Consider the following 21,526-nt stretch of genomic DNA (forward strand, 5'->3'; position numbering starts at 1 on the left):
GGCCGTTCGCATGCGAGTCGGGCGCGGGGTGGACCCTGTCCGCCGTGGCACTCGTTCCCTCGCGCGGGACCGCAGCCTCTCGCGCCGGCCCCACATCAGCTTTCGGGACCTCTCACGCGGCAGAGATTCTCACCCGCCCCCATCGCCCAGGACCCGCCCAGGACCCATGCGCCCGCCCCGCCCCCGCGGATCCATTCGCCTCGGCCCGGCCTCCCCGCCATCCCCAGGCCACCCACAGGCCCCGCACCGCACATCCCCGGGCCACCGTCAGGAATCACGCGGGAGCACCTCTTGTTGCACCGGTAGACGTCCCTCACATCGGGCTGAAGGCGATCCCCGGGCGCAGGATCGCTACCATGGGGGCTCCGGAGCCTGACCGGGGGACCCGGATCGCGCACGAGGAGTCCTCTTGCCAGACGAGGCCCAGCCACTCACCGCCGCAAAGCCCGAGCCCGACTCGGCGCTGGCGGCCAAGCCCGCGCCGGACGCGAAGAGCGCGACGAACGACGCCCGCGGGCCGGTCGAGCACGCCCAGTCGGCGCCCGTCGAGAAGCCGGCCGAACCGCCCCGGCCCAAGCCCGCCACTCCCGAGCGCTCCACGTCGGCGACCCCCGCGGCCCGTCCGAACGCGGGCCAGCCTCCCCGTACCGGCTCCTCCAACCGCGTCCGCGCCCGTCTGGCCCGTCTCGGCGTCCAGCGCTCCAACCCGTACAACCCGGTCCTGGAGCCCCTGCTGCGGATAGTGCGCAGCAACGACCCGAAGATCGAGACCGCGACACTGCGTCAGATCGAGCGCGCCTACCAGGTCGCCGAGCGCTGGCACCGTGGCCAGAAGCGCAAGAGCGGCGACCCGTACATCACCCACCCCCTCGCGGTGACCACGATCCTCGCCGAGCTCGGCATGGACCCGGCCACCCTCATGGCGGGCCTGCTGCACGACACCGTCGAGGACACCGAGTACGGCCTCGACCAGCTCCGCCGCGACTTCGGCGACTCAGTGGCCCTGCTCGTCGACGGCGTCACCAAGCTGGACAAGGTCAAGTTCGGCGAGGCCGCGCAGGCCGAGACCGTGCGCAAGATGGTCGTGGCGATGGCCAAGGACCCCCGCGTCCTGGTCATCAAGCTCGCCGACCGCCTGCACAACATGCGCACCATGCGCTATCTCAAGCGCGAGAAGCAGGAGAAGAAGGCGCGCGAGACGCTGGAGATCTACGCTCCGCTCGCCCACCGCCTCGGCATGAACACCATCAAGTGGGAGCTGGAGGACCTCGCCTTCGCGATCCTCTACCCCAAGATGTACGACGAGATCGTACGACTGGTGGCCGAGCGGGCGCCCAAGCGCGACGAGTACCTCGCCATAGTGACCGACGAGGTGCAGTCCGACCTGCGCGCGGCCCGGATCAAGGCCACCGTCACCGGGCGACCGAAGCACTACTACAGCGTCTACCAGAAGATGATCGTCCGCGGCCGCGACTTCGCGGAGATCTACGACCTGGTCGGCATCCGAGTCCTCGTCGACACCGTCCGCGACTGCTACGCCGCCCTCGGCACCGTGCACGCGCGATGGAACCCGGTCCCCGGCCGGTTCAAGGACTACATCGCGATGCCCAAGTTCAACATGTACCAGTCGCTGCACACCACGGTCATCGGCCCGAACGGCAAGCCGGTCGAACTCCAGATCCGTACGTTCGACATGCACCGCCGCGCCGAGTACGGCATCGCCGCGCACTGGAAGTACAAGCAGGAGGCCGTCGCCGGCACCTCCAAGGTGCGCTCGGACCAGCCGCGGACCACCGGCAAGGACGACCACCTCAACGACATGGCGTGGCTGCGCCAGCTCCTCGACTGGCAGAAGGAGACCGAGGACCCCGGCGAGTTCCTGGAGTCCCTGCGCTTCGACCTCTCCCGCAACGAGGTCTTCGTCTTCACCCCCAAGGGCGACGTCATAGCGCTGCCGGCCGGTTCCACACCGGTGGACTTCTCCTACGCGGTGCACACCGAGGTGGGCCACCGCACCATAGGAGCCCGCGTCAACGGCCGCCTCGTACCGCTGGAATCGACCCTGGACAACGGCGACCTCGTCGAGGTCTTCACGTCCAAGGCGCCCGGGGCCGGGCCGTCCCGGGACTGGCTGAACTTCGTGAAGTCGCCGCGGGCGCGCAACAAGATCCGCGCCTGGTTCTCCAAGGAGCGCCGCGACGAGGCGATCGAGCAGGGCAAGGACGCCATCGTCCGGGCGATGCGCAAACAGAACCTGCCGATCCAGCGCATCCTCACCGGCGACTCGCTCGTCACGCTCGCGCACGAGATGCGGTACTCCGACATCTCCGCCCTGTACGCGGCGATCGGCGAGGGTCACGTCTCCGCGCAGAACATCGTGCAGAAACTCGTCTCCGCGCTCGGCGGCGAGGAGGCGGCCACCGAGGAGATCGACGAGGCGGTCCCGCCGAGCCGCGGCCGTCGCAAGCGGCGCTCGAACAGCGACCCGGGCGTCGTCGTCAAGGGCGTCGACGACGTGTGGGTCAAGCTGGCCCGCTGTTGCACTCCCGTCCCCGGCGACCCGATCATCGGCTTCGTCACCCGCGGTAGTGGCGTATCGGTTCACCGCAGCGACTGCGTCAACGTGGACTCACTGTCCCGCGAACCCGAGCGCATCCTCGAGGTCGAGTGGGCGCCCACGCAGTCCTCGGTCTTCCTGGTCGCCATCCAGGTCGAGGCCCTGGACCGCTCCCGGCTCCTCTCCGACGTCACCCGCGTCCTGTCCGACCAGCACGTCAACATCCTCTCCGCGGCCGTCCAGACCTCCCGCGACCGCGTCGCCACCTCCCGCTTCACCTTCGAGATGGGCGACCCGAAGCACCTCGGTCACGTCCTGAAGGCGGTCAGGGGAGTCGAGGGCGTGTACGACGTGTACCGCGTGACCTCGGCGCGGAACCGGTCGTAGCAGACACGCGAAAGGGGCCCCGCACTCAAGGTGCGGGGCCCCTTTCGCGTGCGGCCTCTCAGCCGCCGAACTCCTGGAGACCCTTCAGTGCCTGGTCCAGAAGCGCCTGGCGGCCCTCCAGCTCGCGCTCCAGCTTGTCGGCCCTGGCGTTGTTGCCCTGGGCGCGGGCCTGGTCGATCTGGCCCCTGAGCTTGTCCACGGCGGCCTGGAGCTGGCCGGTCAGACCCGCGGCACGCGCGCGTGCCTCCGGGTTGGTCCGGCGCCACTCGGTCTCCTCGGCCTCCTGGAGGGCACGCTCGACGGCGTGCATCCGGCCCTCGACCTTCGGCCGGGCGTCCCGCGGGACGTGACCGATGGCCTCCCAGCGCTCGTTGATCGCGCGGAAGGCGGCGCGGGCGCTCTTCAGGTCGCCGATCGGCAGGAGCTTCTCGGCCTCCTCGGCCAGCTCCTCCTTCAGCTTGAGGTTCTCGGTCTGCTCGGCGTCCCGCTCGGCGAAGACCGAGCTGCGGGCGGCGAAGAACACGTCCTGGGCGCCGCGGAAGCGGTTCCACAGGTCGTCCTCGTGCTCGCGCTGGGCGCGGCCGGCCGCCTTCCACTCGGCCATCAGCTCGCGGTAGCGCGCGGCCGTCGGACCCCAGTCTGTAGACCCGGACAGTGCCTCGGCCTCGCCGACCAGGCGTTCCTTGGTCCTGCGGGCGTCCTCGCGCTGCGCGTCCAGCGACGCGAAGTGGGCCTTGCGGCGCTTGGAGAACGCCGAGCGCGCGTGCGAGAAGCGGTGCCACAGCTCGTCGTCGGACTTGCGGTCCAGACGCGGCAGACCCTTCCAGGTGTCCACCAGCGCGCGCAGCCGCTCACCGGCGGCCCGCCACTGGTCGGACTGGGCCAGCTCCTCCGCCTCGACGACCAGTGCCTCCTTGGCGTGCCGGGCCTCGTCGGACTGCTTCGCGCGCTGCTGCTTGCGCTCCTCGCGGCGCTTGTCGACGGTCTCCACGAGCTTGTCCAACCGCACCTTGAGCGCGGCCAGGTCGCCGACCGCGTGATGCGCGTCGACCTGCTCGCGGATGTGGTCGATGGCAGCCTGAGCGTCCTTCGCCGACAGGTCGGTGGTCTTCACTCGCTTCTCGAGGAGGCCGATCTCGACAACCAGGCCCTCGTACTTGCGCTCGAAGTAGGCCAGGGCTTCCTCGGGGGAGCCGGCCTGCCAGGAACCGACGACCTGCTCGCCGTCGGCCGTACGCACGTACACGGTCCCCGTCTCGTCGACGCGGCCCCACGGGTCGCTGCTCACAGCGCCTCCTCCACATGATGCCTGCGAGAGGCTTCAGCGCCCCCGGGCATCGTCCACAGTTTCGTCACGGCCAACATAGGCGACCGGCGGGTTGCCTGTCCGCATCCCGCGCGACCGAAATTCCGCACTTGGCGGTCAGGATTTGGTGACCGTCGCCTTGTTGATCACGACGGTCGCGTTGGGCGCGCCGTCGCCCGCGCCGGTGCTCTCACCGGCGGCGGCGATCTTCTTCAGCACCTTCATACCGGATTCCGAGATCGTGCCGAACGGGGTGTAGCTCGGGGGCAGCTGGCTGTCCTGGTAGACCAGGAAGAACTGGCTCCCTCCAGTGTGCGCCTGACCGGTGTTCGCCATCGCCACGGTGCCCGCCGGGTAGACGTTGCTCTTGAGGCTCTTGTCCTTCAGGTTCTCGTCCGGGATGGTGTAGCCCGGTCCGCCGCTGCCGGAGCCCGTCGGGTCGCCGCACTGCAGGACGTAGATGCCGTTGGTGGTGAGCCGGTGGCACTTGGTGTGGTCGAAGAAGCCCTTGTTCGCCAGGAAGTCGAACGAGTTCACGGTGTGCGGGGCCGCCGACGCCTTCAGCGCGATGTCGATCTTCCCGCAGGTCGTCGCGAGGTCAAGGGTGTACTTCGCCGACTTGTCGATGGACAGCGCCGGCTCCTTCTTCCACGTCTGGGTCCCGACCTTGCCGGCGGCGGGCTTGTCGCACGGGTCCGGCGCCTTGCTGGTCGGCGCCGCGCTGGGAGTGGTCTCCGCGCTCGCGCTGGCCTTGTCGTCGTCCTTCATGACCCCGGACGTGTAGAGCGCCAGGCTGCCCACCAGTATCACGCCGAACACCGACGCGATCACAGAGTTGCGTACACGGGCCTTGCGGCGCGCGGCCGTGCGCCGCTGCTGCTGCCGCAAGAACTTCTCCCGCGCGAGCTGCCGCTTCCGCTGTTCCTGGGTGACCACGGGGTTCTCTCCTCATGCGTCTCGTACGCCGACCGGTACGCATGCGTCCTATGAACCGACCGCCTGCGTGTGCCCCGTACCGTATATGGGTTCGCTGAGGAATCGGCAGCGCCGGTAGGCTCTGACCACTGGGGCAGCCGCCCGGAAGACCGCCCGTACCTAGACAAACCGAGGACGATCGTGCTCATTGCCGGGTTCCCCGCCGGGGCCTGGGGGACGAACTGTTATCTCGTCGCCCCCGCCGCCGGTGAGGAGTGCGTGATCATCGACCCGGGCCACCAGGCCGCCGAGGGAGTCGAGGAGACGCTCAGGAAGCATCGGCTCAAGCCCGTCGCCGTCGTCCTCACGCACGGCCACATCGACCACGTGGCCTCGGTCGTCCCCGTGTGCGGCGCACACGGAGTGCCTGCGTGGATCCACCCCGAGGACCGCTACATGATGAAGGACCCGTCGATGGGTCTGGGGCGTTCCATCGGGATGCCGCTCATGGGTGAGATCACCGTGGGGGAGCCGGACGACGTCAAGGAGCTGACCGACGGCGCGAAGCTGGAGCTCGCGGGCCTGGAGCTCTCCGTCGCGCACGCGCCGGGCCATACCAAGGGGTCGGTGACCTTCCGGATGCCCGAGACGTCCGACATCCCGTCGGTCTTCTTCTCCGGGGATCTGCTCTTCGCCGGCTCCATCGGACGCACCGACCTGCCCGGCGGTGACATGGCCGAGATGCTCGACTCGCTGGCCCGCGTGTGCCTGCCGCTCGACGACTCGACCGTGGTGCTGTCCGGCCACGGCCCCCAGACGACCATCGGCCAGGAGCGCGCCACCAACCCGTATCTGCGGGACGTGGCCTCCGGCCAGGGAGAGGGTGCGCACACCCCTCCCCGACGAGGAATGTGACAAGAGACTTCGTGAGCACCTTTCAGGCCCCCAAGGGCACGTACGACCTGATCCCGCCGGACAGCGCCAAGTTCCTGGCCGTCCGGGAGGCGATCGCCGCTCCGCTGCGCACCTCCGGCTACGGCTACATCGAGACGCCCGGCTTCGAGAGCGTCGAGCTGTTCGCGCGCGGGGTCGGTGAGTCCACCGACATCGTGACCAAGGAGATGTACGCCTTCGAGACCAAGGGCGGCGACAAGCTGGCCCTGCGCCCCGAGGGCACGGCCTCCGTCCTGCGCGCGGCGCTGGAGGCCAACCTGCACAAGACGGGCAACCTGCCGGTCAAGCTCTGGTACTCCGGCTCGTACTACCGCTACGAGCGCCCGCAGAAGGGCCGTTACCGGCACTTCTCGCAGGTCGGCGCCGAGGCGATCGGCGCGGAGGACCCGGCGCTCGACGCCGAGCTGATCATCCTGGCCGACCAGGCGTACCGCTCGCTGGGGCTGCGCAACTTCCGCATCCTGCTCAACAGCCTGGGCGACAAGGAGTGCCGTCCGGTGTACCGGACCGCGCTCCAGGACTTCCTGCGCGGCCTCGATCTCGACGAGGACACTCTCCGTCGCGCCGAGATCAACCCCCTGCGCGTCCTCGACGACAAGCGGGAGTCGGTCCAGAAGCAGCTCGGGGACGCCCCGCTGCTGCGCGACTACCTCTGCGACGCCTGCAAGGCGTACCACGAGGAGGTCCGTGAGCTGATCACGGCGGCGGGCGTGGCCTTCGAGGACGACCCGAAGCTGGTGCGCGGCCTCGACTACTACACCCGTACGACCTTCGAGTTCGTCCACGACGGTCTGGGCTCCCAGTCCGCGGTGGGCGGCGGCGGCCGCTACGACGGTCTGTCGGAGATGATCGGCGGTCCGGCCCTGCCGTCCGTGGGCTGGGCGCTGGGCGTCGACCGCACGGTCCTCGCCCTGGAGGCGGAGGGCGTCGAGCTCGAACTCCCCTCGGCGACCAGTGTGTTCGCGGTCCCGCTGGGCGAGGAGGCCCGCCGGATCCTGTTCGCCAAGGTCACCGAGCTCCGCAAGGTGGGCATCGCGGCGGACTTCTCCTACGGCGCCAAGGGACTCAAGGGCGCCATGAAGAACGCCAACCGCAGCGGCGCCCGCTACACGATCGTCGCCGGCGAACGCGACCTCGCCGAGGGCGTCGTACAGCTCAAGGACATGGAGTCCGGGGAGCAGTCGGCGATCGGGGTCAACGAGATCGTGGCGGAGCTGGAGGCCAGGCTCGGTTAGCAGGCCCTCGGGAGAAGGGCGCCGGTCGGGAGGCCGGCGCCCTTCGACGGCCGCGCCTCACTGATCGAGGAGCCCGTACCGCATGGCGCTGGTGACGGCGGCGGTGCGGTCGTCGACTCCCAACTTGCCGAAGGCGCGCAGGAGATGGGTCTTCACCGTGGACTCACCGATGAACAGCTTGCGCCCGATCTCCGCGTTCGTGCAGCCCTCCGCCACCAGACGCAGCACCGCTGTCTCGCGCTCCGAGAGCCGGGGCCGTTCCGGCCTGGTGCGCAGCTGGTCGACCAGGCGGGCGGCGACGGTCGGCGCCAGGACCGTCTCGCCGCGGGCGGCGGCCCGTACGGACTCCGCCAGTTCGCCCCGGGGCAGGTCCTTGAGCAGATAGCCGGCGGCCCCGGCCTCCACGGCCCGCAGGATGTCCCGGTCCGTCTCGTACGTCGTCAGGACGATCACCCGGCAGGGCAGGCCCGCCTCCGTCATCCGTACGATCGACTCCACGCCCGAGCCACCCGGCATCCGCAGGTCCATCAGCACGATGTCGGGCCGGAGTTCCGCCGCCAGTGCCTCGGCCTGCGGTCCGCTGGACGCGTCCGCGATCACCTCCAGATCCGGTTCCGCGCTCAGCATCGCGCGCAGGCCCTCCCGTACGACCGGATGGTCGTCGGCCAGGATGATCCGGATCATGAAGAGCTCCTCGGGGGCGGTACGGGCAGACGAACGGTGACCGTGGTGCCGCCGCCGGGCGCGCTGTGCACCCGCACCGTCCCGCCGACCTCGGTGGTGCGGGCGCGGAGACCCGCCAGACCGTAGCCGTCCCGGGCGGCCTCGGTGTCGAAGCCGTGACCGTCGTCCCGTACGGACAGGGTGAGGCTCTCGTCGGCATAGCCGAGGTCGATGGTCACGGTCGCCGAACTCCCCGCGTGTTTACGGCAGTTCGTCAGCCCCTCCTGGCAGGAGCGCAGAGCGACGACCTCGGTGCCCGCGGGCAGCGGACGGACCTGGCCGGTCACCGCGAGCTTCGCCGAGTGCCGGGCCGCCAGCCGGAACAGGGCGTCGGGCAGCGTCGCGCCGTCCAGGTCGGCGGGGGTGCCGTCGACGACCAGGGCCCGCGCCTCGGCGAGGTTCAGCCGGGCCGTCTCGTCCATCAGGGCCAGATGCCGGCGGGCCTGCGGCAGGTCGTGGTCGAGCTCGGCCTCGACGGCCTGGACCAGCATCAGCAGGCTGGTGAAGCCCTGCGCCAGGGTGTCGTGGATCTCCCGGGCCATCCGCTGTCGCTCGGTCAGTGCCCCGTGCGCCGCGGACAGCCGCGAGACCTCGTGCCGGCTCGCGTCCAACTCGGCGATCAGAGCCGCCCGTTCCTGGCTCTGTTCGATGATCCGGATGACATAACTGCCGACGGCCACGGAGAAGACCAGGGTGACGACAGCGAACAGACCGTTGAAGAAGACGTCCTGGTCGCTCGGCCGCCACAGCAGCGCCCAGCCCGCCACGGGCGCGAGGTTGATCACCGCCACGGCGGTCGGAGCCCACCGCATCCGCAGCGTCATGAAGCACTGGGGGACGAGAGCGAAGGTCATCAGCCGGGTCTCGCCGACCAGGATCGCCGAGGGAAGGAACAGCGCCATCATCGCGCCGAGGTAGGTGAGGGCCCTGCGCGCGTCGGGCGGATCCTGGCGGAGCAGGGGGCGCCCGACCCGGAGGAAGAGCGGGACCAGCGGGACCAGCAGCGCCGCGGCCGTGACGCGGACCGGCCACCCGGGGTGTCCCGCACCCAGCACGAACACCAGGGTGGCCAGCCAGATCAGCGCGAAGTAGGTGTCCCAGAGCCGGAAGGAACGGTCCCACGAGTACGCGCCCACGGCGTCCGCCGGACCGGTCATCCGTCGCGCCGGTTCTTCCACCGGAAGGTCAGCAGACACAGCAGCAATCCTCCGACGCACCACGCCCCCAGCACCAGGGCGGTGCGCCCGAACTCCCAGCCGCCCGCCTGCTCCAGGACCTGCGCCGAGTCCGGCAGGAACACCCCGCGCAGCCCCTGGCACATCCACTTCAGGGGGAACAGCGCGCCGATGTTCAGCATCCAGTCGGGAATCGTGCCGATCGCGATGTACACCCCGGAGATGAACTGGAGGACCAGGAAGGGCAGGACGACCACGGAACTCGCGCTCTTGCTGGACTTGGGCACCGAACTGACCGCGATGCCGAGCAGCGCGCACCCCGTGAGACCGAGCACGAAGATCCAGGCGAACGCGAACCATTTGCCGGCGTCCGACGGCAGATCGACGTCGTACAGCGTGGTGCCGACGAGCAGCAGGATCGCCGTCTCCAGGACGCCGGTGACAAGAACCAGCCAGATCTTGCCGAGGAAGTACGCCGCCGGCGGCATAGGCGTCCCGCGCAGCCTGCGCAGCACCTTCTCGTCCCGCTCGACGGCGATGGAGATGCCCAGCGACTGGAAGCTCGTGGACATGATGCCGGCGGCCATCATCGCCGGGACGTACAGCTGCGAGGCCTTGATGCCCGCCCCCTCCACGTCGTCGCTGAAGATCGACGCGAACAGGAACAGGAAGACCACGGGGAAGGCGAAGGTGAACACCACCTGGTCGCGCTGGCGGAAGAACTGCCTGATCTCCAGGGCCCCCCGCCGCAGTCCGAGCCCCCAGACCCCGGGCAGCCTTCCGGCACGAGCATCGGTCCGGGACCGTACGGCGGTCGTGGTCATCGCGCGTCCTCCTGTCCGGTGAGCCGGAGGTAGACGTCCTCCAGCGTGGGGCGGCTGACCTGGAGCCCGGGGATCTCGCCGTCGAAGCGGCGCATCAGCGCGGCGACCGTCCTGGTCGGGGTGTCGGTGTGCTCCGCGCGCGGGGCGCCGTCCGGCTCGGTCCACTCGACGGTGGCGCCGGTGCCGTGCCGCTCCCGCAGAGCGGCGGGCTCGTCCTCGGCGACGACCCTGCCCCGGGAGATCACCGCCAGCCGGTCGGCGAGTGCCTCGGCCTCTTCCAGGTAGTGCGTGGTGAGCAGGATGGTCGTGCCCTCGTCGGCCAGTTTGCGGATCAGGTCCCAGAACTGGCGCCTGGCCGCCGGGTCGAAACCGGTCGTCGGCTCGTCCAGGAGCAGCAGTTCGGGGCCGCCGATCACACCGAGCGCCACGTCGAGCCGCCGCCGCTGCCCGCCCGACAGTGCCTTGATCCGGCTGCCCGCCTTGGCCTCCAGGCCCACCAGGCCGATGACCTCCTCAGGGTCCCGCGGCCGCGGGTAGTAGTGGGCGAAGTGGCGGACGGTCTCCGCGACCGTCAACTCGGCGGGCGCGGATTCGTCCTGCCAGACGATTCCGACTTTTGAACGCCACGCGCGCGTGCCGTGCGCCGGGTCCGCGCCGAGCACGGACACCTCACCCGCGTCCCGGTCCCGGTTGCCCTGGAGGATCTCCACCGTGGTGCTCTTGCCCGCGCCATTGGGTCCGAGCAGGCCGAACACCTCGCCCCTGCGGATACCGAGATCGATCCCGTCGACCGCGGTCACGTCGCCGTACTGCTTGCGCAGCCCCCGAACGTCCACCGCGAGTTCGTTCGCCTGTGTGGTCATGCCCCTGAGCATCGGCCGGAACCGAACGTTCAGGGACGACCGTGCGTACTTCCTTATGTCCACCGAACGGTGGACAAGCCTCCGGGTGCGGCACAATGGCCCCTGCCCGAAGAAGGTCCAACTCTCAAGCAGACGGATCGGCGTGATGAGCAAGACCACAGTGAAAGACGTGTCCACGGAGCCCGAGCCCTCGTCGGCGAGCGCCGACGCCGCGCCCCGGACGGTCGGCGGCAGCCGTGCCTTCGCGTTGCTGCTGGTGATCACCGGCGCCGCCGGACTGCTCGCCGCGTGGGTCATCACGATCGACAAGTTCAAGATCCTCGAGGGCAAGGTCAGCGGCAAGACGTTCACGCCGAGCTGCTCCCTCAACCCGATCGTCTCCTGCGGCAGCGTGATGGAGAGCAAGCAGGCCGCCGCCTTCGGGTTCCCCAACCCGATGCTCGGCCTCGTCTGCTACGGCATCGTCATCTGTGTCGGCATGACCCTGCTCACCCGCGCCGCATTCCCGCGCTGGTACTGGCTCACCTTCAACTTCGGCACGCTCTTCGGCGTGCTCTTCGTCACCTGGCTCCAGTTCCAGTCGCTGTACCGGATCAACGCGCTGTGCCTGTGGTGCTCGCTGGCCTGGGTCGCCACGATCACGATGTTCTGGTACGTGACCTCGTTCAACATCCGCAACGACCTGCTGCCGTCCCCGGGCTGGCTCAAGCGCTTCCTCTCCGAGTTCACCTGGGTCCTGCCGGTCACCCACTGCGGCATCATCGCCATGCTGATCCTGACCCGCTGGGGCGACAAGCTCTGGGCCTGACCGACGGCCGACGGCATTGTCAGTGGCGTGACATAGGGTTTTGAACGTGGAGCCCGATCTGTTCACCGCCGCGGCAGAAGAACGCCAGCAGAAGGACCCGGCCGGCAGCCCCCTGGCGGTCCGGATGCGCCCGCGCACCCTCGACGAGGTGGTGGGCCAGCAGCACCTGCTCAAGCCGGGTTCGCCGCTGCGCCGGCTGGTCGGCGAGGGCAGCGGCGGTCCCGCCGGGCCGTCCTCGGTGATCCTCTGGGGCCCGCCCGGCACCGGCAAGACGACCTTGGCGTACGTCGTCTCGAAGGCCACCAACAAGCGCTTCGTGGAGCTTTCCGCGATCACCGCCGGCGTCAAGGAGGTCCGCGCGGTCATCGACGGCGCCCGCCGCGCCACCGGCGGCTTCGGCAAGGAGACCGTCCTCTTCCTCGACGAGATCCACCGCTTCAGCAAGGCCCAGCAGGACTCCCTGCTCCCCGCGGTCGAGAACCGCTGGGTGACCCTGATCGCGGCGACCACCGAGAACCCGTACTTCTCGATCATCTCCCCGCTGCTGTCCCGGTCCCTGCTGCTGACCCTCGAACCGCTCACCGACGACGACGTCAGAGGACTGCTGAAGCGGGCGCTGAGCGACGAGCGGGGCCTGAAGGACGCCGTCGCCCTCCCCGAGGACACCGAGGACCATCTCCTGCGGATCGCCGGCGGCGACGCCCGCCGTGCCCTGACCGCACTGGAGGCCGCCGCCGGGGCGGCCCTCGACAAGGGGGAGCCGGAGATCACCCTCACCACGCTGGAGGAGACGGTCGACCGGGCGGCCGTGAAGTACGACCGCGACGGCGACCAGCACTACGACGTCGCCAGCGCCCTCATCAAGTCCATCAGGGGCTCCGACGTCGACGCCGCCCTGCACTACCTCGCCCGCATGATCGAGGCCGGTGAGGACCCCCGCTTCATCGCCCGCCGACTGATGATCTCCGCCAGCGAGGACATCGGCCTCGCCGACCCGAACGCCCTGCCCATAGCGGTCGCCGCCGCCCAGGCCGTCGCCATGATCGGCTTCCCCGAGGCCGCGCTGACCCTGAGCCACGCCACCATCGCCCTCGCCCTGGCCCCGAAGTCCAACGCCGCGACGACGGCGATCGGCGCGGCCATGGAGGACGTACGCAAGGGGCTCGCCGGGCCGGTACCGCCGCATCTGCGCGACGGGCACTACAAGGGCGCCGCCAAGCTCGGGCACGCGCAGGGGTACGTCTACCCGCACGACCTGCCCGAGGGGATCGCCGAGCAGCAGTACGCCCCGGACGCCATCAAGGACCGCGCGTACTACGAACCCACCAGGCACGGCGCCGAGGCCCGGTACGCGGACGCGGTGGAGTGGACCCGCAAGCACCTCGGTCGCAAGCGGTCCTGAGCACCCTGTAGAATCCTCGAAGCGCTGTGTCCCGTGCAGTCAGAACGGGACGGTCAGCCGGAACCCCCCAGTGGGGTTCCAGGAGCGTCGCGCACCGTTCGAATGGTGTCGCGGGCAGCCCACCACCGCTCGCGGTTGGTGGGCCACTCGCGTGCTGCACATATGTGCCCAGACCAGGGGAGCGGCTGCCCACCAGGTTCCTCGAGGACCCGGCGGGTTTCCCCGGCTGCGGATGCGACCTCCCATAACTCTGACGAGCCGAACACCAAGAGATGAGAGATTGTGGCGAACCAGCCCCGCCCCAAGGTCAAGAAGTCGCGTGCCCTCGGTATCGCGCTGACCCCGAAGGCCGTCAAGTACTTCGAGGCCCGTCCCTACCCCCCGGGTGAGCACGGCCGTGGCCGCAAGCAGAACTCGGACTACAAGGTCCGTCTGCTCGAGAAGCAGCGTCTGCGCGCGCAGTACGACGTGTCCGAGCGTCAGCTCGTCCGCGCCTACGAGCGTGCCGCCAAGACCCAGGGCAAGACCGGTGAGGCCCTGGTCATCGAGCTCGAGCGCCGTCTCGACGCGCTGGTCCTGCGTTCGGGCATCGCCCGCACGATCTACCAGGCCCGCCAGATGGTCGTCCACGGCCACATCGAGGTCAACGGCCAGAAGGTCGACAAGCCGTCCTTCCGCGTCCGTCCCGACGACGTCGTGATGGTCCGCGAGCGCAGCCGTGAGAAGACCCTCTTCTCGATCGCCCGTGAGGGCGGCTTCGCCCCCGACGGCGAGACCCCGCGCTACCTCCAGGTGAACCTCCGCGCCCTGGCCTTCCGCCTGGACCGCGAGCCGAACCGCAAGGAGATCCCGGTGATCTGCGACGAGCAGCTCGTCGTCGAGTACTACGCCCGCTGATCACCGGCAGGCCGTAGGACACGCACCACTTCAGCCCGCCGTCTCCCCGCCCTTCCGGGTGGGCGAGGCGGCGGGCTGCTGCATGTGGAGAGTCACACGCGCGTGCCGCACGGCACCCCGCGGGGCCGGCAGCCCCTCGAGCGGGCGGGCGCGGCCCAGCGCCCGGGACACCGCGGCGTCCCGCCCGAGCGCCCGGCCCTGTCGTACGCACTCCTCGTACCGTTGGTCGCCCAGCCGCTCCCGGGCCGTCGTCTCGCACAGCTCGTGCGGGGCGTTGCAGTGGGCCGAACCGAACAGGGGCAGGCCCACGGACGGCCACAGCGACGCCGCCGCGCCCTGCAGCACGGCGGCCTCGGCCGGATCACCCTCGGTCGCGGTGACCAGAGCGAGCAGCTCGATGGACAGGACCGAGCCGAGCAGGTCGTGGAAGGCGTGCGGGCGGCGCACACCGCCCGGCCGCCACCCGCGCCGCGAGCCGGGACTTGCCGATACCGCCCGGCCCCGTCACCAGCCGCGAGGCGTCGAGCGCCCGTGCCAGCCCCTGGAGTTCCGCGCGCCGGCCGACGAATCCGTCGAGCTCCAGGGGGAGATTGCCGTTCACCTCGGTGCCGTCCGGCTGATGACTGCGCATGGAACACGGAGCGTACTGAAGCGTGTTCACTCCGTACAAGCGGCGGGAGTGGCCCGCGCCCGGGCGAGGAGTTATCCGGTGTGGAGCGCCGTCGTCGGCGCGATAGGCTCGGCGGAGACTTTTTTCGTGGACAGCACGTTTCAGGGAGCGGGTGCACACAGTGTCCGGTGGAGAGGTTGCCGGGATCCTGGTGGCCGTCTTCTGGGCGATTCTGGTTTCCTTCCTCGCCGTCGCGCTGGCGAGGCTGGCCCAGACGCTCAAGGCGACCACCAAGCTCGTGGCGGACGTGACCGACCAGGCCGTCCCGCTGCTGGCCGATGCCTCCACCGCGGTGCGTTCCGCGCAGACCCAGATCGAGCGGGTCGACGCGATCGCCTCGGACGTCCAGGAGGTCACGTCGAACGCCTCCGCGCTGTCCACCACCGTCGCCTCCACCTTCGGCGGCCCCCTGGTCAAGGTCGCGGCCTTCGGCTACGGCGTGCGCCGCGCGATCGGCGGCCGCAAGGACGACGTGCCCGCCAAGACGCCCCGGCGTACCGTCATCGTGGGCCGGGCGGTTTCCCGGGGCCGCTGGAAGAAGGACTGAGGCTCAAGAGATGTTCCGCCGTACTTTCTGGTTCTCCACGGGCGTGGCCGCAGGTGTCTGGGCCACCACCAAGGTGAACCGCAAGCTGAAGCAGCTGACCCCCGAGAACCTCGCCGTGACGGCGGCCAACAAGGCGATCGACACGGGCACCCGCCTCAAGGACCGCGCGGTCGGCTTCGCACTCGACGTCCGCGACAACATGGCCCAGCGGGAGGCCGAGCTGACGGACGCCCTGGGTATCCGGGAGGATCCCGAACTTCCCGCCCCCAGGCGCGTCGCCGCCATCGAGAACACGACGTACACCACGCATTCGTACAACCGGAATGAGGACCACTGATGGAGTCGGCCGAGATCCGCCGCCGCTGGCTGAGCTTCTACGAGGAGCGCGGGCACACCGTCGTGCCTTCGGCGTCGCTCATCGCGGACGACCCGACTCTGCTCCTGGTCCCCGCCGGCATGGTGCCCTTCAAGCCGTACTTCCTCGGTGAGGTCAAGCCGCCGTGGTCGCGCGCCACCAGCGTGCAGAAGTGCGTGCGCACGCCCGACATCGAAGAGGTCGGCAAGACCACCCGGCACGGCACGTTCTTCCAGATGTGCGGCAACTTCTCCTTCGGCGACTACTTCAAGGAAGGCGCCATCAAGTACGCCTGGGAGCTGCTCACCAGCCCCCAGGACAAGGGTGGTTACGGCCTTGAGCCGGAGAAGCTCTGGATCACCGTCTACAAGGACGACGACGAGGCCGAGCGCATCTGGCACGAGACCATCGGCGTGCCCAAGGAGCGCATCCAGCGCCTCGGCATGAAGGACAACTACTGGTCCATGGGCGTCCCCGGACCCTGCGGCCCCTGCTCCGAGATCAACTACGACCGCGGCCCCGAGTTCGGCGTCGAGGGCGGCCCCGCCGTCAACGACGAGCGGTACGTCGAGATCTGGAACCTCGTCTTCATGCAGTACGAGCGCGGCGAGGGCATCGGCAAGGACAACTTCGAGATCCTCGGCGAGCTTCCCAGCAAGAACATCGACACCGGCCTCGGACTCGAGCGCCTCGCGATGATTCTGCAGGGCGTGCAGAACATGTACGAGATCGACACCTCCATGGCCGTCATCAAGAAGGCCACCGAGCTGACCGGCGTGGCCTACGGCGACGCCCACGACTCGGACGTCTCGCTGCGCGTGGTCACCGACCACATGCGCACGTCCGTGATGCTCATCGGCGACGGTGTCACCCCCGGCAACGAGGGCCGCGGTTACGTCCTGCGCCGCATCATGCGCCGCGCCATCCGCAACATGCGCCTGCTCGGTGCCACCGGCCCGGTCGTGCTCGACCTGATCGACACCGTGATCGCCATGATGGGCCAGCAGTACCCGGAGCTCGTCAGCGACCGCGAGCGGATCGAGAAGGTCGCCGTCGCCGAGGAGAACGCCTTCCTCAAGACGCTGAAGGCCGGCACCAACATCCTCGACACAGCCGTCACCGAGACCAAGCAGTCCGGTGGCACGGTCCTCGCCGGCGACAAGGCGTTCCTGCTCCACGACACCTGGGGCTTCCCGATCGACCTCACCCTGGAGATGGCCGCCGAGCAGGGCCTGTCCGTGGACGAGGACGGCTTCCGCCGCCTGATGAAGGAGCAGCGGGAGCGCGCCAAGGCCGACGCCCAGGGCAAGAAGACCGGCCATGCCGGCGCGGGCGCCTACCGGGCGATCGCCGACCAGGCCGGCGAGACCGAGTTCCTCGGCTACTCGGACACCGAGAGCGAGTCCACCATCGTCGGCATCCTCGTCGACGGCGCCTCCTCCCCGGCCGCCACCGAGGGCGACGAGGTCGAGATCGTCCTGGACCGCACCCCGTTCTACGCCGAGGGCGGCGGCCAGATCGGCGACACCGGCAGGATCAAGGTCGACTCCGGTGCCGTCATCGAGGTCCGCGACTGCCAGAAGCCGGTCCCGGGCGTCTATGTCCACAAGGGCGTCGTGCAGTTCGGCGAGGTGACCGTGGGGGCCAAGGCCCACGCCTCGATCGACAGCCGCCGCCGTACGGCCATCGCCCGCGCCCACTCGGCCACCCACCTCACCCACCAGGCGCTGCGGGACGCGCTCGGTCCGACGGCCGCCCAGGCCGGTTCCGAGAACCAGCCCGGCCGCTTCCGCTTCGACTTCGGCTCCCCGTCCGCCGTTCCGACGGCCGTCATGACCGACGTCGAGCAGAAGATCAACGAGGTGCTGGCCCGCGAGCTCGACGTCCGCGCCGACGTCATGGGCATCGACGAGGCCAAGAAGCAGGGCGCCATCGCCGAGTTCGGTGAGAAGTACGGCGAGCGGGTCCGTGTCGTGACCATCGGCGACTTCTCCAAGGAGCTGTGCGGCGGCACCCACGTGCACAACACCGCACAGCTGGGCCTGGTGAAGCTGCTCGGCGAGTCGTCCATCGGCTCCGGGGTCCGCCGTATCGAGGCGCTCGTCGGTGTCGACGCGTACAACTTCCTCGCCCGTGAGCACACCGTCGTCGCCCAGCTCCAGGAGCTGATCAAGGGCCGTCCGGAGGAGCTCCCGGAGAAGGTCTCCGCCATGCTCGGCAAGCTGAAGGACGCCGAGAAGGAGATCGAGAAGTTCCGCGCCGAGAAGGTGCTCCAGGCCGCCGCCGGCCTCGCCGAGTCCGCCAAGGACGTCCGCGGGATCGCCGTCGTCACCGGTCAGGTCCCCGACGGTACGACCCCCGACGACCTGCGCAGGCTGGTCCTCGACGTGCGCGGGCGCATCCAGGGCGGCCGGGCCGCCGTGGTCGCCCTCTTCACCGTGAACAACGGCAAGCCGCTCACGGTCATCGCCACCAACGAGGCCGCCCGTGAGCGCGGGCTCAAGGCCGGTGACCTGGTCCGAACCGCCGCCAAGACCCTCGGCGGCGGCGGTGGCGGCAAGCCGGACGTCGCCCAGGGCGGTGGCCAGAACCCGGCCGCGATCGGTGACGCCGTGGACGCCGTGGAGCGCATGGTCGGGGAGACGGCCAAGTAATGCGCCGAGGCCGCAGACTCGCGATCGATGTCGGGGACGCCCGCATCGGGGTCGCCTCGTGCGACCCCGACGGGATCCTCGCCACTCCGGTGGAGACGGTCCCGGGCCGGGACGTCCCGGCAGCTCAGCGCCGGCTGAAGCAGCTGGTCGAGGAGTACGAACCGATCGAGGTCGTCGTCGGCCTGCCTCGCTCCCTCAAGGGGGGCGAGGGCCCGGCCGCGGTCAAGGTCCGCGGCTTCGTCCAGGAGCTCGCCCGGGGGATCGCACCCGTCCCGGTCAGGCTCGTCGACGAGCGGATGACCACCGTGACGGCCAGTCAGGGACTGCGCGCATCCGGAGTGAAATCCAAAAAGGGCAGATCGGTCATCGACCAGGCAGCGGCCGTGATCATTCTTCAGCAGGCGCTGGAATCCGAACGGGTGTCAGGTAAAGCACCCGGCGAGGGCGTCGAAGTGGTCATCTGATCGCGGTACGGTAACGTTCCGCGCGATGCGGCGACATTCGAACAGTCACCGCACAGAAAGAGGCGAAACGGTAGCCGGATGGTGAGAGAAGGAGACCGCCGCCTCGCGGCTCTAGGGGATCGATGACTGAGTATGGCCGGGGCGAAGGCTCCGAACCGTGGCATCCCGAGGACCCGTTGTACGGGAACGGTGGATGGGAGGGACAGCAGGCCGACGCCGGTCAGCAGTCCCCCTACGGCGGCCAGCCGCAGCACTATCCGCAGCAGCCGCAGCAGCAGTACGACAACGGTGGCTGGGACGACGGCCGGCAGGCCGCCTATGGTCAGGCGCAGCAGCAGTACCAGCAGCACGACGGCCAGTACGACCAGCATCAGCAGTACGGCCAGCAGCAGTACGGCCAGCAGTACGACCAGCAGCATCAGCAGTACGACCAGCAGTCGTACCAGGGCCAGCCGCAGCAGTCGTACGACGAGAACGGCAACGGCTGGGCGACCGGCACGCAGGCGCAGGTGCCGTACCCCGCCGATCCCTCGGACCCGTACGGACAGCAGGCGGCCGTGTACGGTGCCGGGCAGCAGGACTACTACGGCAGCCCTGACGCGTACCCGCCGCCGGAGCCGCCGGGCCGTCGGCGGGCCGAGCCGGAGCCGCAGATCGACTGGGATCCAGGGCCGGACCAGGGAGAGCACGCCTTCTTCGCGGGCGACGACGACAGCGAGGACGACTCCGACGACCCGAAAGGCGGCCGCGGCGACCGGCGCGGGCGCGGCGACAAGGGCGGCAAGAAGCGCAGGAGCGGATGCGCCTGTCTGGTGGTCCTGCTGGTGTTCGGCGGCGGCACCGCGGGCGTCGCCTACTTCGGGTACCAGTACTACCAAAATCGTTTCGGCGCGGCCCCGGACTATGCCGGGGACGGGACGAGCCAGATGGTCACCGTCCAGGTCCCCAAGGGCGCGGGCGGGTACGCGATCGGCCGGCTGCTGAAGGACGCGGGTGTCGTGAAGAGCGTCGACGCCTTCGTGTCCGCCCAGGAGCAGAACCCCAAGGGCAAGGCGATCCAGGCCGGCGCCTATCTCCTGAAGAAGGAGATGTCCGCCGAGAGCGCCGTCGTGATGATGCTCGACCCGAAGAGCCAGAACAACGTGCAGGTCATTCCGGGAATTCGGAACATCGCCGTCTACAAGAGGATCGACGAGAAACTCGATCTTGCTTCCGGTACCACGAAGAAGACGGCCGAAAAGAAATACAAGAGCCTCGGGCTGCCGAGCTGGGCGAACGACAACGACGACATCAAGGACCCGCTGGAGGGCTTCCTCTACCCGGGTACCTATCCCGCCGCGAAGGGCATGAAGCCCGAGACGGTGCTGAAGGAAATGGTCACCCAGGCCGCCGAGACCTACGGCAAGTACGACCTGGAGGCGAAGGCCAAGGCGCTCAAGCTGGACAGCCCGCTGCAGGTCATCACGGTCGCCAGCCTCGTCGAGGCCGAGGGGAAAACCGAGGACGACTACCGCAAGATGGCAGAGGTGGTCTACAACCGGCTCAACCTCGCCAACCCCGAGACCTACGGCCTGCTCCAGTTCGACTCGACCTTCAATTACCTGAAGAACGAGAGCGACATCCGCATCTCCGAGTCGGAGATCAAGAGCAACAAGGACCCGTACAACACGTACACGAACAAGGGTCTGCCGCCCGGCCCGATCGACAATCCGGGCGACGTCGCGCTGAAGGCCGCGCTGAACCCGACCGACGACGGCTGGTACTACTTCGTCGCGACCGACGGCTTGAAGACCACCGAATTCGCCAAGACCCACGCTGAATTCCTGAGGCTCAAGGACAAGTTCGATGCAAGCACGGGCAGTTGACGCCCGCCGGGCCGCCGTCCTCGGAAAGCCCATCGCCCACTCCCTCTCGCCGGTCCTGCACCGGGCCGCCTACGAGGAGCTGGGGCTCACGGGCTGGTCGTACGACCGGTTCGAGCTCGACGAGGCCGCACTGCCCGGGTTCGTCGGGCAGCTGGGGCCGGAGTGGGCCGGGCTGTCGGTGACCATGCCGCTCAAGCGGGCGGTCATTCCGCTGCTCGACGAGATCAGTGAGACGGCCGCGTCGGTGGAGGCGGTCAACACGGTCGTGTTCGCCGAGGACGGCCGCCGCCTCGGCGACAACACCGACATCCCGGGGATGGTCGCCGCCCTCAGGGAGCGGGGCATCGAACAGGTCGACTCGGCGGCGATCCTCGGCGCCGGCGCCACCGCCTCCTCCGCGCTCGCCGCGCTCGCCCGGATCTGCACCGGTGAGGTCGTCGCCTATGTGCGCAGCGAGGCCCGCGCCGCCGAGATGCGGCAGTGGGGCGAGCGTCTCGACGTCGAGGTGCGCACGGCGGACTGGGCGGACGCGGCCCAGGCCCTGGACGCTCCTCTGGTGATCGCGACCACCCCCGCCGGGGCGACGGACGCCCTCGCCCACGCCGTACCGCAGCGCCCCGCGGCCCTCTTCGACGTGCTCTACGACCCGTGGCCGACCGAGCTCGCGGCCCGCTGGTCGATGATCGGCGGAGCCGTGGTCAGCGGCCTCGACCTGCTCGTGCACCAGGCGGTGCTCCAGGTCGAGCAGATGACCGGCCTGCGGCCCGCGCCCGTGGAGGCCATGCGCAAGGCGGGCGAGCACGCGCTGGCTGCCCGCTGAGATCCGTCCACGTCCGTCTGCTGGACCAGTGACCGGCTCCCGGCGGCGAACGTGGGAGGATCGGAGGTGGCGGGCCGGGGCCGCGCACCTGGTCGCGCCGTTGCC

18 protein-coding genes and 1 pseudogene are annotated in these 21,526 nt (G+C 69.6%); 12 read left to right on the forward strand and 7 right to left on the reverse strand.

The window, feature by feature from the left end; translation table 11 throughout:
* Positions 1-409 precede the first annotated feature (409 nt).
* On the forward strand, positions 410-2,944 hold the full coding sequence (locus tag BFN33_RS19990; protein WP_069761442.1) for a bifunctional (p)ppGpp synthetase/guanosine-3',5'-bis(diphosphate) 3'-pyrophosphohydrolase: 2,535 nt from the start codon (positions 410-412) through the stop codon (positions 2,942-2,944).
* Positions 2,945-3,002: 58 nt separating this feature from the next.
* On the opposite strand, the gene BFN33_RS19995 is transcribed toward BFN33_RS19990, so the two are convergent.
* Both BFN33_RS19995 and BFN33_RS20000 read right to left on the reverse strand, forming a co-directional pair.
* Positions 3,003-4,232: a DUF349 domain-containing protein gene (locus BFN33_RS19995; protein WP_069761443.1), complete on the reverse strand. Its 1,230-nt coding sequence runs from the start codon at positions 4,230-4,232 to the stop codon at positions 3,003-3,005.
* A 135-nt stretch (positions 4,233-4,367) separates the two neighbouring features.
* A complete protein-coding gene (locus BFN33_RS20000) occupies positions 4,368-5,186 on the reverse strand; it encodes a peptidylprolyl isomerase (protein WP_069761444.1) in 819 nt (272 codons plus the stop codon).
* 180 nt (positions 5,187-5,366) lie between these two features.
* Between BFN33_RS20000 and BFN33_RS20005 the strand changes: the two genes are divergently transcribed.
* The gene (locus BFN33_RS20005; protein ID WP_069761445.1) at positions 5,367-6,080 is read left to right on the forward strand and encodes an MBL fold metallo-hydrolase; all 714 of its coding nucleotides are present in this window, start codon (positions 5,367-5,369) and stop codon (positions 6,078-6,080) included.
* An 11-nt stretch (positions 6,081-6,091) separates the two neighbouring features.
* Complete coding sequence (hisS, locus tag BFN33_RS20010; RefSeq protein ID WP_069761446.1) at positions 6,092-7,354, forward strand: histidine--tRNA ligase; 1,263 nt, start codon at positions 6,092-6,094, stop codon at positions 7,352-7,354.
* A 57-nt stretch (positions 7,355-7,411) separates the two neighbouring features.
* On the opposite strand, the gene BFN33_RS20015 is transcribed toward hisS, so the two are convergent.
* From BFN33_RS20015 to BFN33_RS20030, 4 genes are read right to left on the reverse strand one after another with little or no spacing between them, the layout of a single operon-like run.
* The gene (locus tag BFN33_RS20015) at positions 7,412-8,038 is read right to left on the reverse strand and encodes a response regulator transcription factor (protein ID WP_069761447.1); all 627 of its coding nucleotides are present in this window, start codon (positions 8,036-8,038) and stop codon (positions 7,412-7,414) included.
* Positions 8,035-9,234 (reverse strand): sensor histidine kinase, encoded by a 1,200-nt coding sequence (locus BFN33_RS20020; protein WP_069761448.1) that lies wholly within the window; start codon positions 9,232-9,234, stop codon positions 8,035-8,037. The genes BFN33_RS20015 and BFN33_RS20020 overlap by 4 nt, the downstream gene beginning before the upstream one ends.
* Entirely contained in the window at positions 9,231-10,076 is an 846-nt protein-coding gene (locus BFN33_RS20025; RefSeq protein ID WP_069761449.1) for an ABC transporter permease, read from the reverse strand. Before BFN33_RS20025 ends, BFN33_RS20020 begins: the two co-directional genes overlap by 4 nt.
* A complete protein-coding gene (locus tag BFN33_RS20030; RefSeq protein WP_069761450.1) occupies positions 10,073-10,939 on the reverse strand; it encodes an ABC transporter ATP-binding protein in 867 nt (288 codons plus the stop codon). Before BFN33_RS20030 ends, BFN33_RS20025 begins: the two co-directional genes overlap by 4 nt.
* Before the next feature lie 145 nt (positions 10,940-11,084).
* Here BFN33_RS20030 and BFN33_RS20035 point away from each other — a divergent pair, with 145 nt between their 5' ends.
* The 3 genes from BFN33_RS20035 to rpsD all read left to right on the forward strand — a co-directional run bounded on the left by BFN33_RS20035 (position 11,085) and on the right by rpsD (position 14,046).
* The gene (locus tag BFN33_RS20035; RefSeq protein ID WP_069761451.1) at positions 11,085-11,747 is read left to right on the forward strand and encodes a vitamin K epoxide reductase family protein; all 663 of its coding nucleotides are present in this window, start codon (positions 11,085-11,087) and stop codon (positions 11,745-11,747) included.
* A gap of 46 nt (positions 11,748-11,793) precedes the next feature.
* Positions 11,794-13,149 (forward strand): replication-associated recombination protein A, encoded by a 1,356-nt coding sequence (locus tag BFN33_RS20040; protein ID WP_069761876.1) that lies wholly within the window; start codon positions 11,794-11,796, stop codon positions 13,147-13,149.
* A 282-nt stretch (positions 13,150-13,431) separates the two neighbouring features.
* Entirely contained in the window at positions 13,432-14,046 is a 615-nt protein-coding gene (gene rpsD / locus BFN33_RS20045; protein WP_037714931.1) for a 30S ribosomal protein S4, read from the forward strand.
* 30 nt (positions 14,047-14,076) lie between these two features.
* On the opposite strand, the pseudogene BFN33_RS20050 reads toward rpsD, so the two are convergent.
* A pseudogene (locus tag BFN33_RS20050) lies at positions 14,077-14,481 on the reverse strand (regulator); the annotation flags it as partial.
* Between the two features lie 347 nt (positions 14,482-14,828).
* Here BFN33_RS20050 and BFN33_RS20055 point away from each other — a divergent pair.
* The 6 genes from BFN33_RS20055 (at position 14,829) to BFN33_RS20080 (ending at position 21,421) form a co-directional block, all read left to right on the forward strand.
* Complete coding sequence (locus BFN33_RS20055) at positions 14,829-15,263, forward strand: DUF948 domain-containing protein (RefSeq protein ID WP_176742425.1); 435 nt, start codon at positions 14,829-14,831, stop codon at positions 15,261-15,263.
* 10 nt (positions 15,264-15,273) lie between these two features.
* A complete protein-coding gene (locus BFN33_RS20060; RefSeq protein WP_069761454.1) occupies positions 15,274-15,600 on the forward strand; it encodes a hypothetical protein in 327 nt (108 codons plus the stop codon).
* Positions 15,600-18,272: an alanine--tRNA ligase gene (gene alaS, locus BFN33_RS20065; protein ID WP_069761455.1), complete on the forward strand. Its 2,673-nt coding sequence runs from the start codon at positions 15,600-15,602 to the stop codon at positions 18,270-18,272. The genes BFN33_RS20060 and alaS overlap by 1 nt, the downstream gene beginning before the upstream one ends.
* Positions 18,272-18,736, forward strand: a complete 465-nt coding sequence (gene ruvX / locus BFN33_RS20070; protein ID WP_031056400.1) for a Holliday junction resolvase RuvX — start codon at positions 18,272-18,274, stop codon at positions 18,734-18,736. Before alaS ends, ruvX begins: the two co-directional genes overlap by 1 nt.
* Positions 18,737-18,858: 122 nt before the next feature.
* Positions 18,859-20,601 carry an endolytic transglycosylase MltG gene (gene mltG, locus BFN33_RS20075; RefSeq protein ID WP_069761456.1) on the forward strand — a complete coding sequence of 581 codons (1,743 nt, stop codon included), beginning with the start codon at positions 18,859-18,861 and terminating at the stop codon, positions 20,599-20,601.
* The gene (locus tag BFN33_RS20080) at positions 20,582-21,421 is read left to right on the forward strand and encodes a shikimate dehydrogenase (protein WP_069761457.1); all 840 of its coding nucleotides are present in this window, start codon (positions 20,582-20,584) and stop codon (positions 21,419-21,421) included. Before mltG ends, BFN33_RS20080 begins: the two co-directional genes overlap by 20 nt.
* Positions 21,422-21,526: the final 105 nt, after the last annotated feature.

The sequence above is a fragment of the Streptomyces sp. LUP47B genome (genome assembly GCF_001746295.1).
GTDB lineage: Bacteria > Actinomycetota > Actinomycetes > Streptomycetales > Streptomycetaceae > Streptomyces.

What these genes read in the sequence shown, in the direction of transcription:
- alaS (WP_069761455.1), top strand. Translation starts at nt 15,600, where the DNA reads ATGGAGTCGGCCGAGATCCGCCGCCGCTGGCTGAGCTTCTACGAGGAG.
- BFN33_RS20025 (WP_069761449.1), bottom strand. Translation starts at nt 10,076, where the DNA reads ATGACCACGACCGCCGTACGGTCCCGGACCGATGCTCGTGCCGGAAGG.
- BFN33_RS20015 (WP_069761447.1), bottom strand. Translation starts at nt 8,038, where the DNA reads ATGATCCGGATCATCCTGGCCGACGACCATCCGGTCGTACGGGAGGGC.
- BFN33_RS20060 (WP_069761454.1), top strand. Translation starts at nt 15,274, where the DNA reads ATGTTCCGCCGTACTTTCTGGTTCTCCACGGGCGTGGCCGCAGGTGTC.
- BFN33_RS20030 (WP_069761450.1), bottom strand. Translation starts at nt 10,939, where the DNA reads ATGACCACACAGGCGAACGAACTCGCGGTGGACGTTCGGGGGCTGCGC.
- mltG (WP_069761456.1), top strand. Translation starts at nt 18,859, where the DNA reads ATGACTGAGTATGGCCGGGGCGAAGGCTCCGAACCGTGGCATCCCGAG.
- BFN33_RS20080 (WP_069761457.1), top strand. Translation starts at nt 20,582, where the DNA reads ATGCAAGCACGGGCAGTTGACGCCCGCCGGGCCGCCGTCCTCGGAAAG.
- BFN33_RS20035 (WP_069761451.1), top strand. Translation starts at nt 11,085, where the DNA reads ATGAGCAAGACCACAGTGAAAGACGTGTCCACGGAGCCCGAGCCCTCG.
- ruvX (WP_031056400.1), top strand. Translation starts at nt 18,272, where the DNA reads ATGCGCCGAGGCCGCAGACTCGCGATCGATGTCGGGGACGCCCGCATC.
- BFN33_RS20020 (WP_069761448.1), bottom strand. Translation starts at nt 9,234, where the DNA reads ATGACCGGTCCGGCGGACGCCGTGGGCGCGTACTCGTGGGACCGTTCC.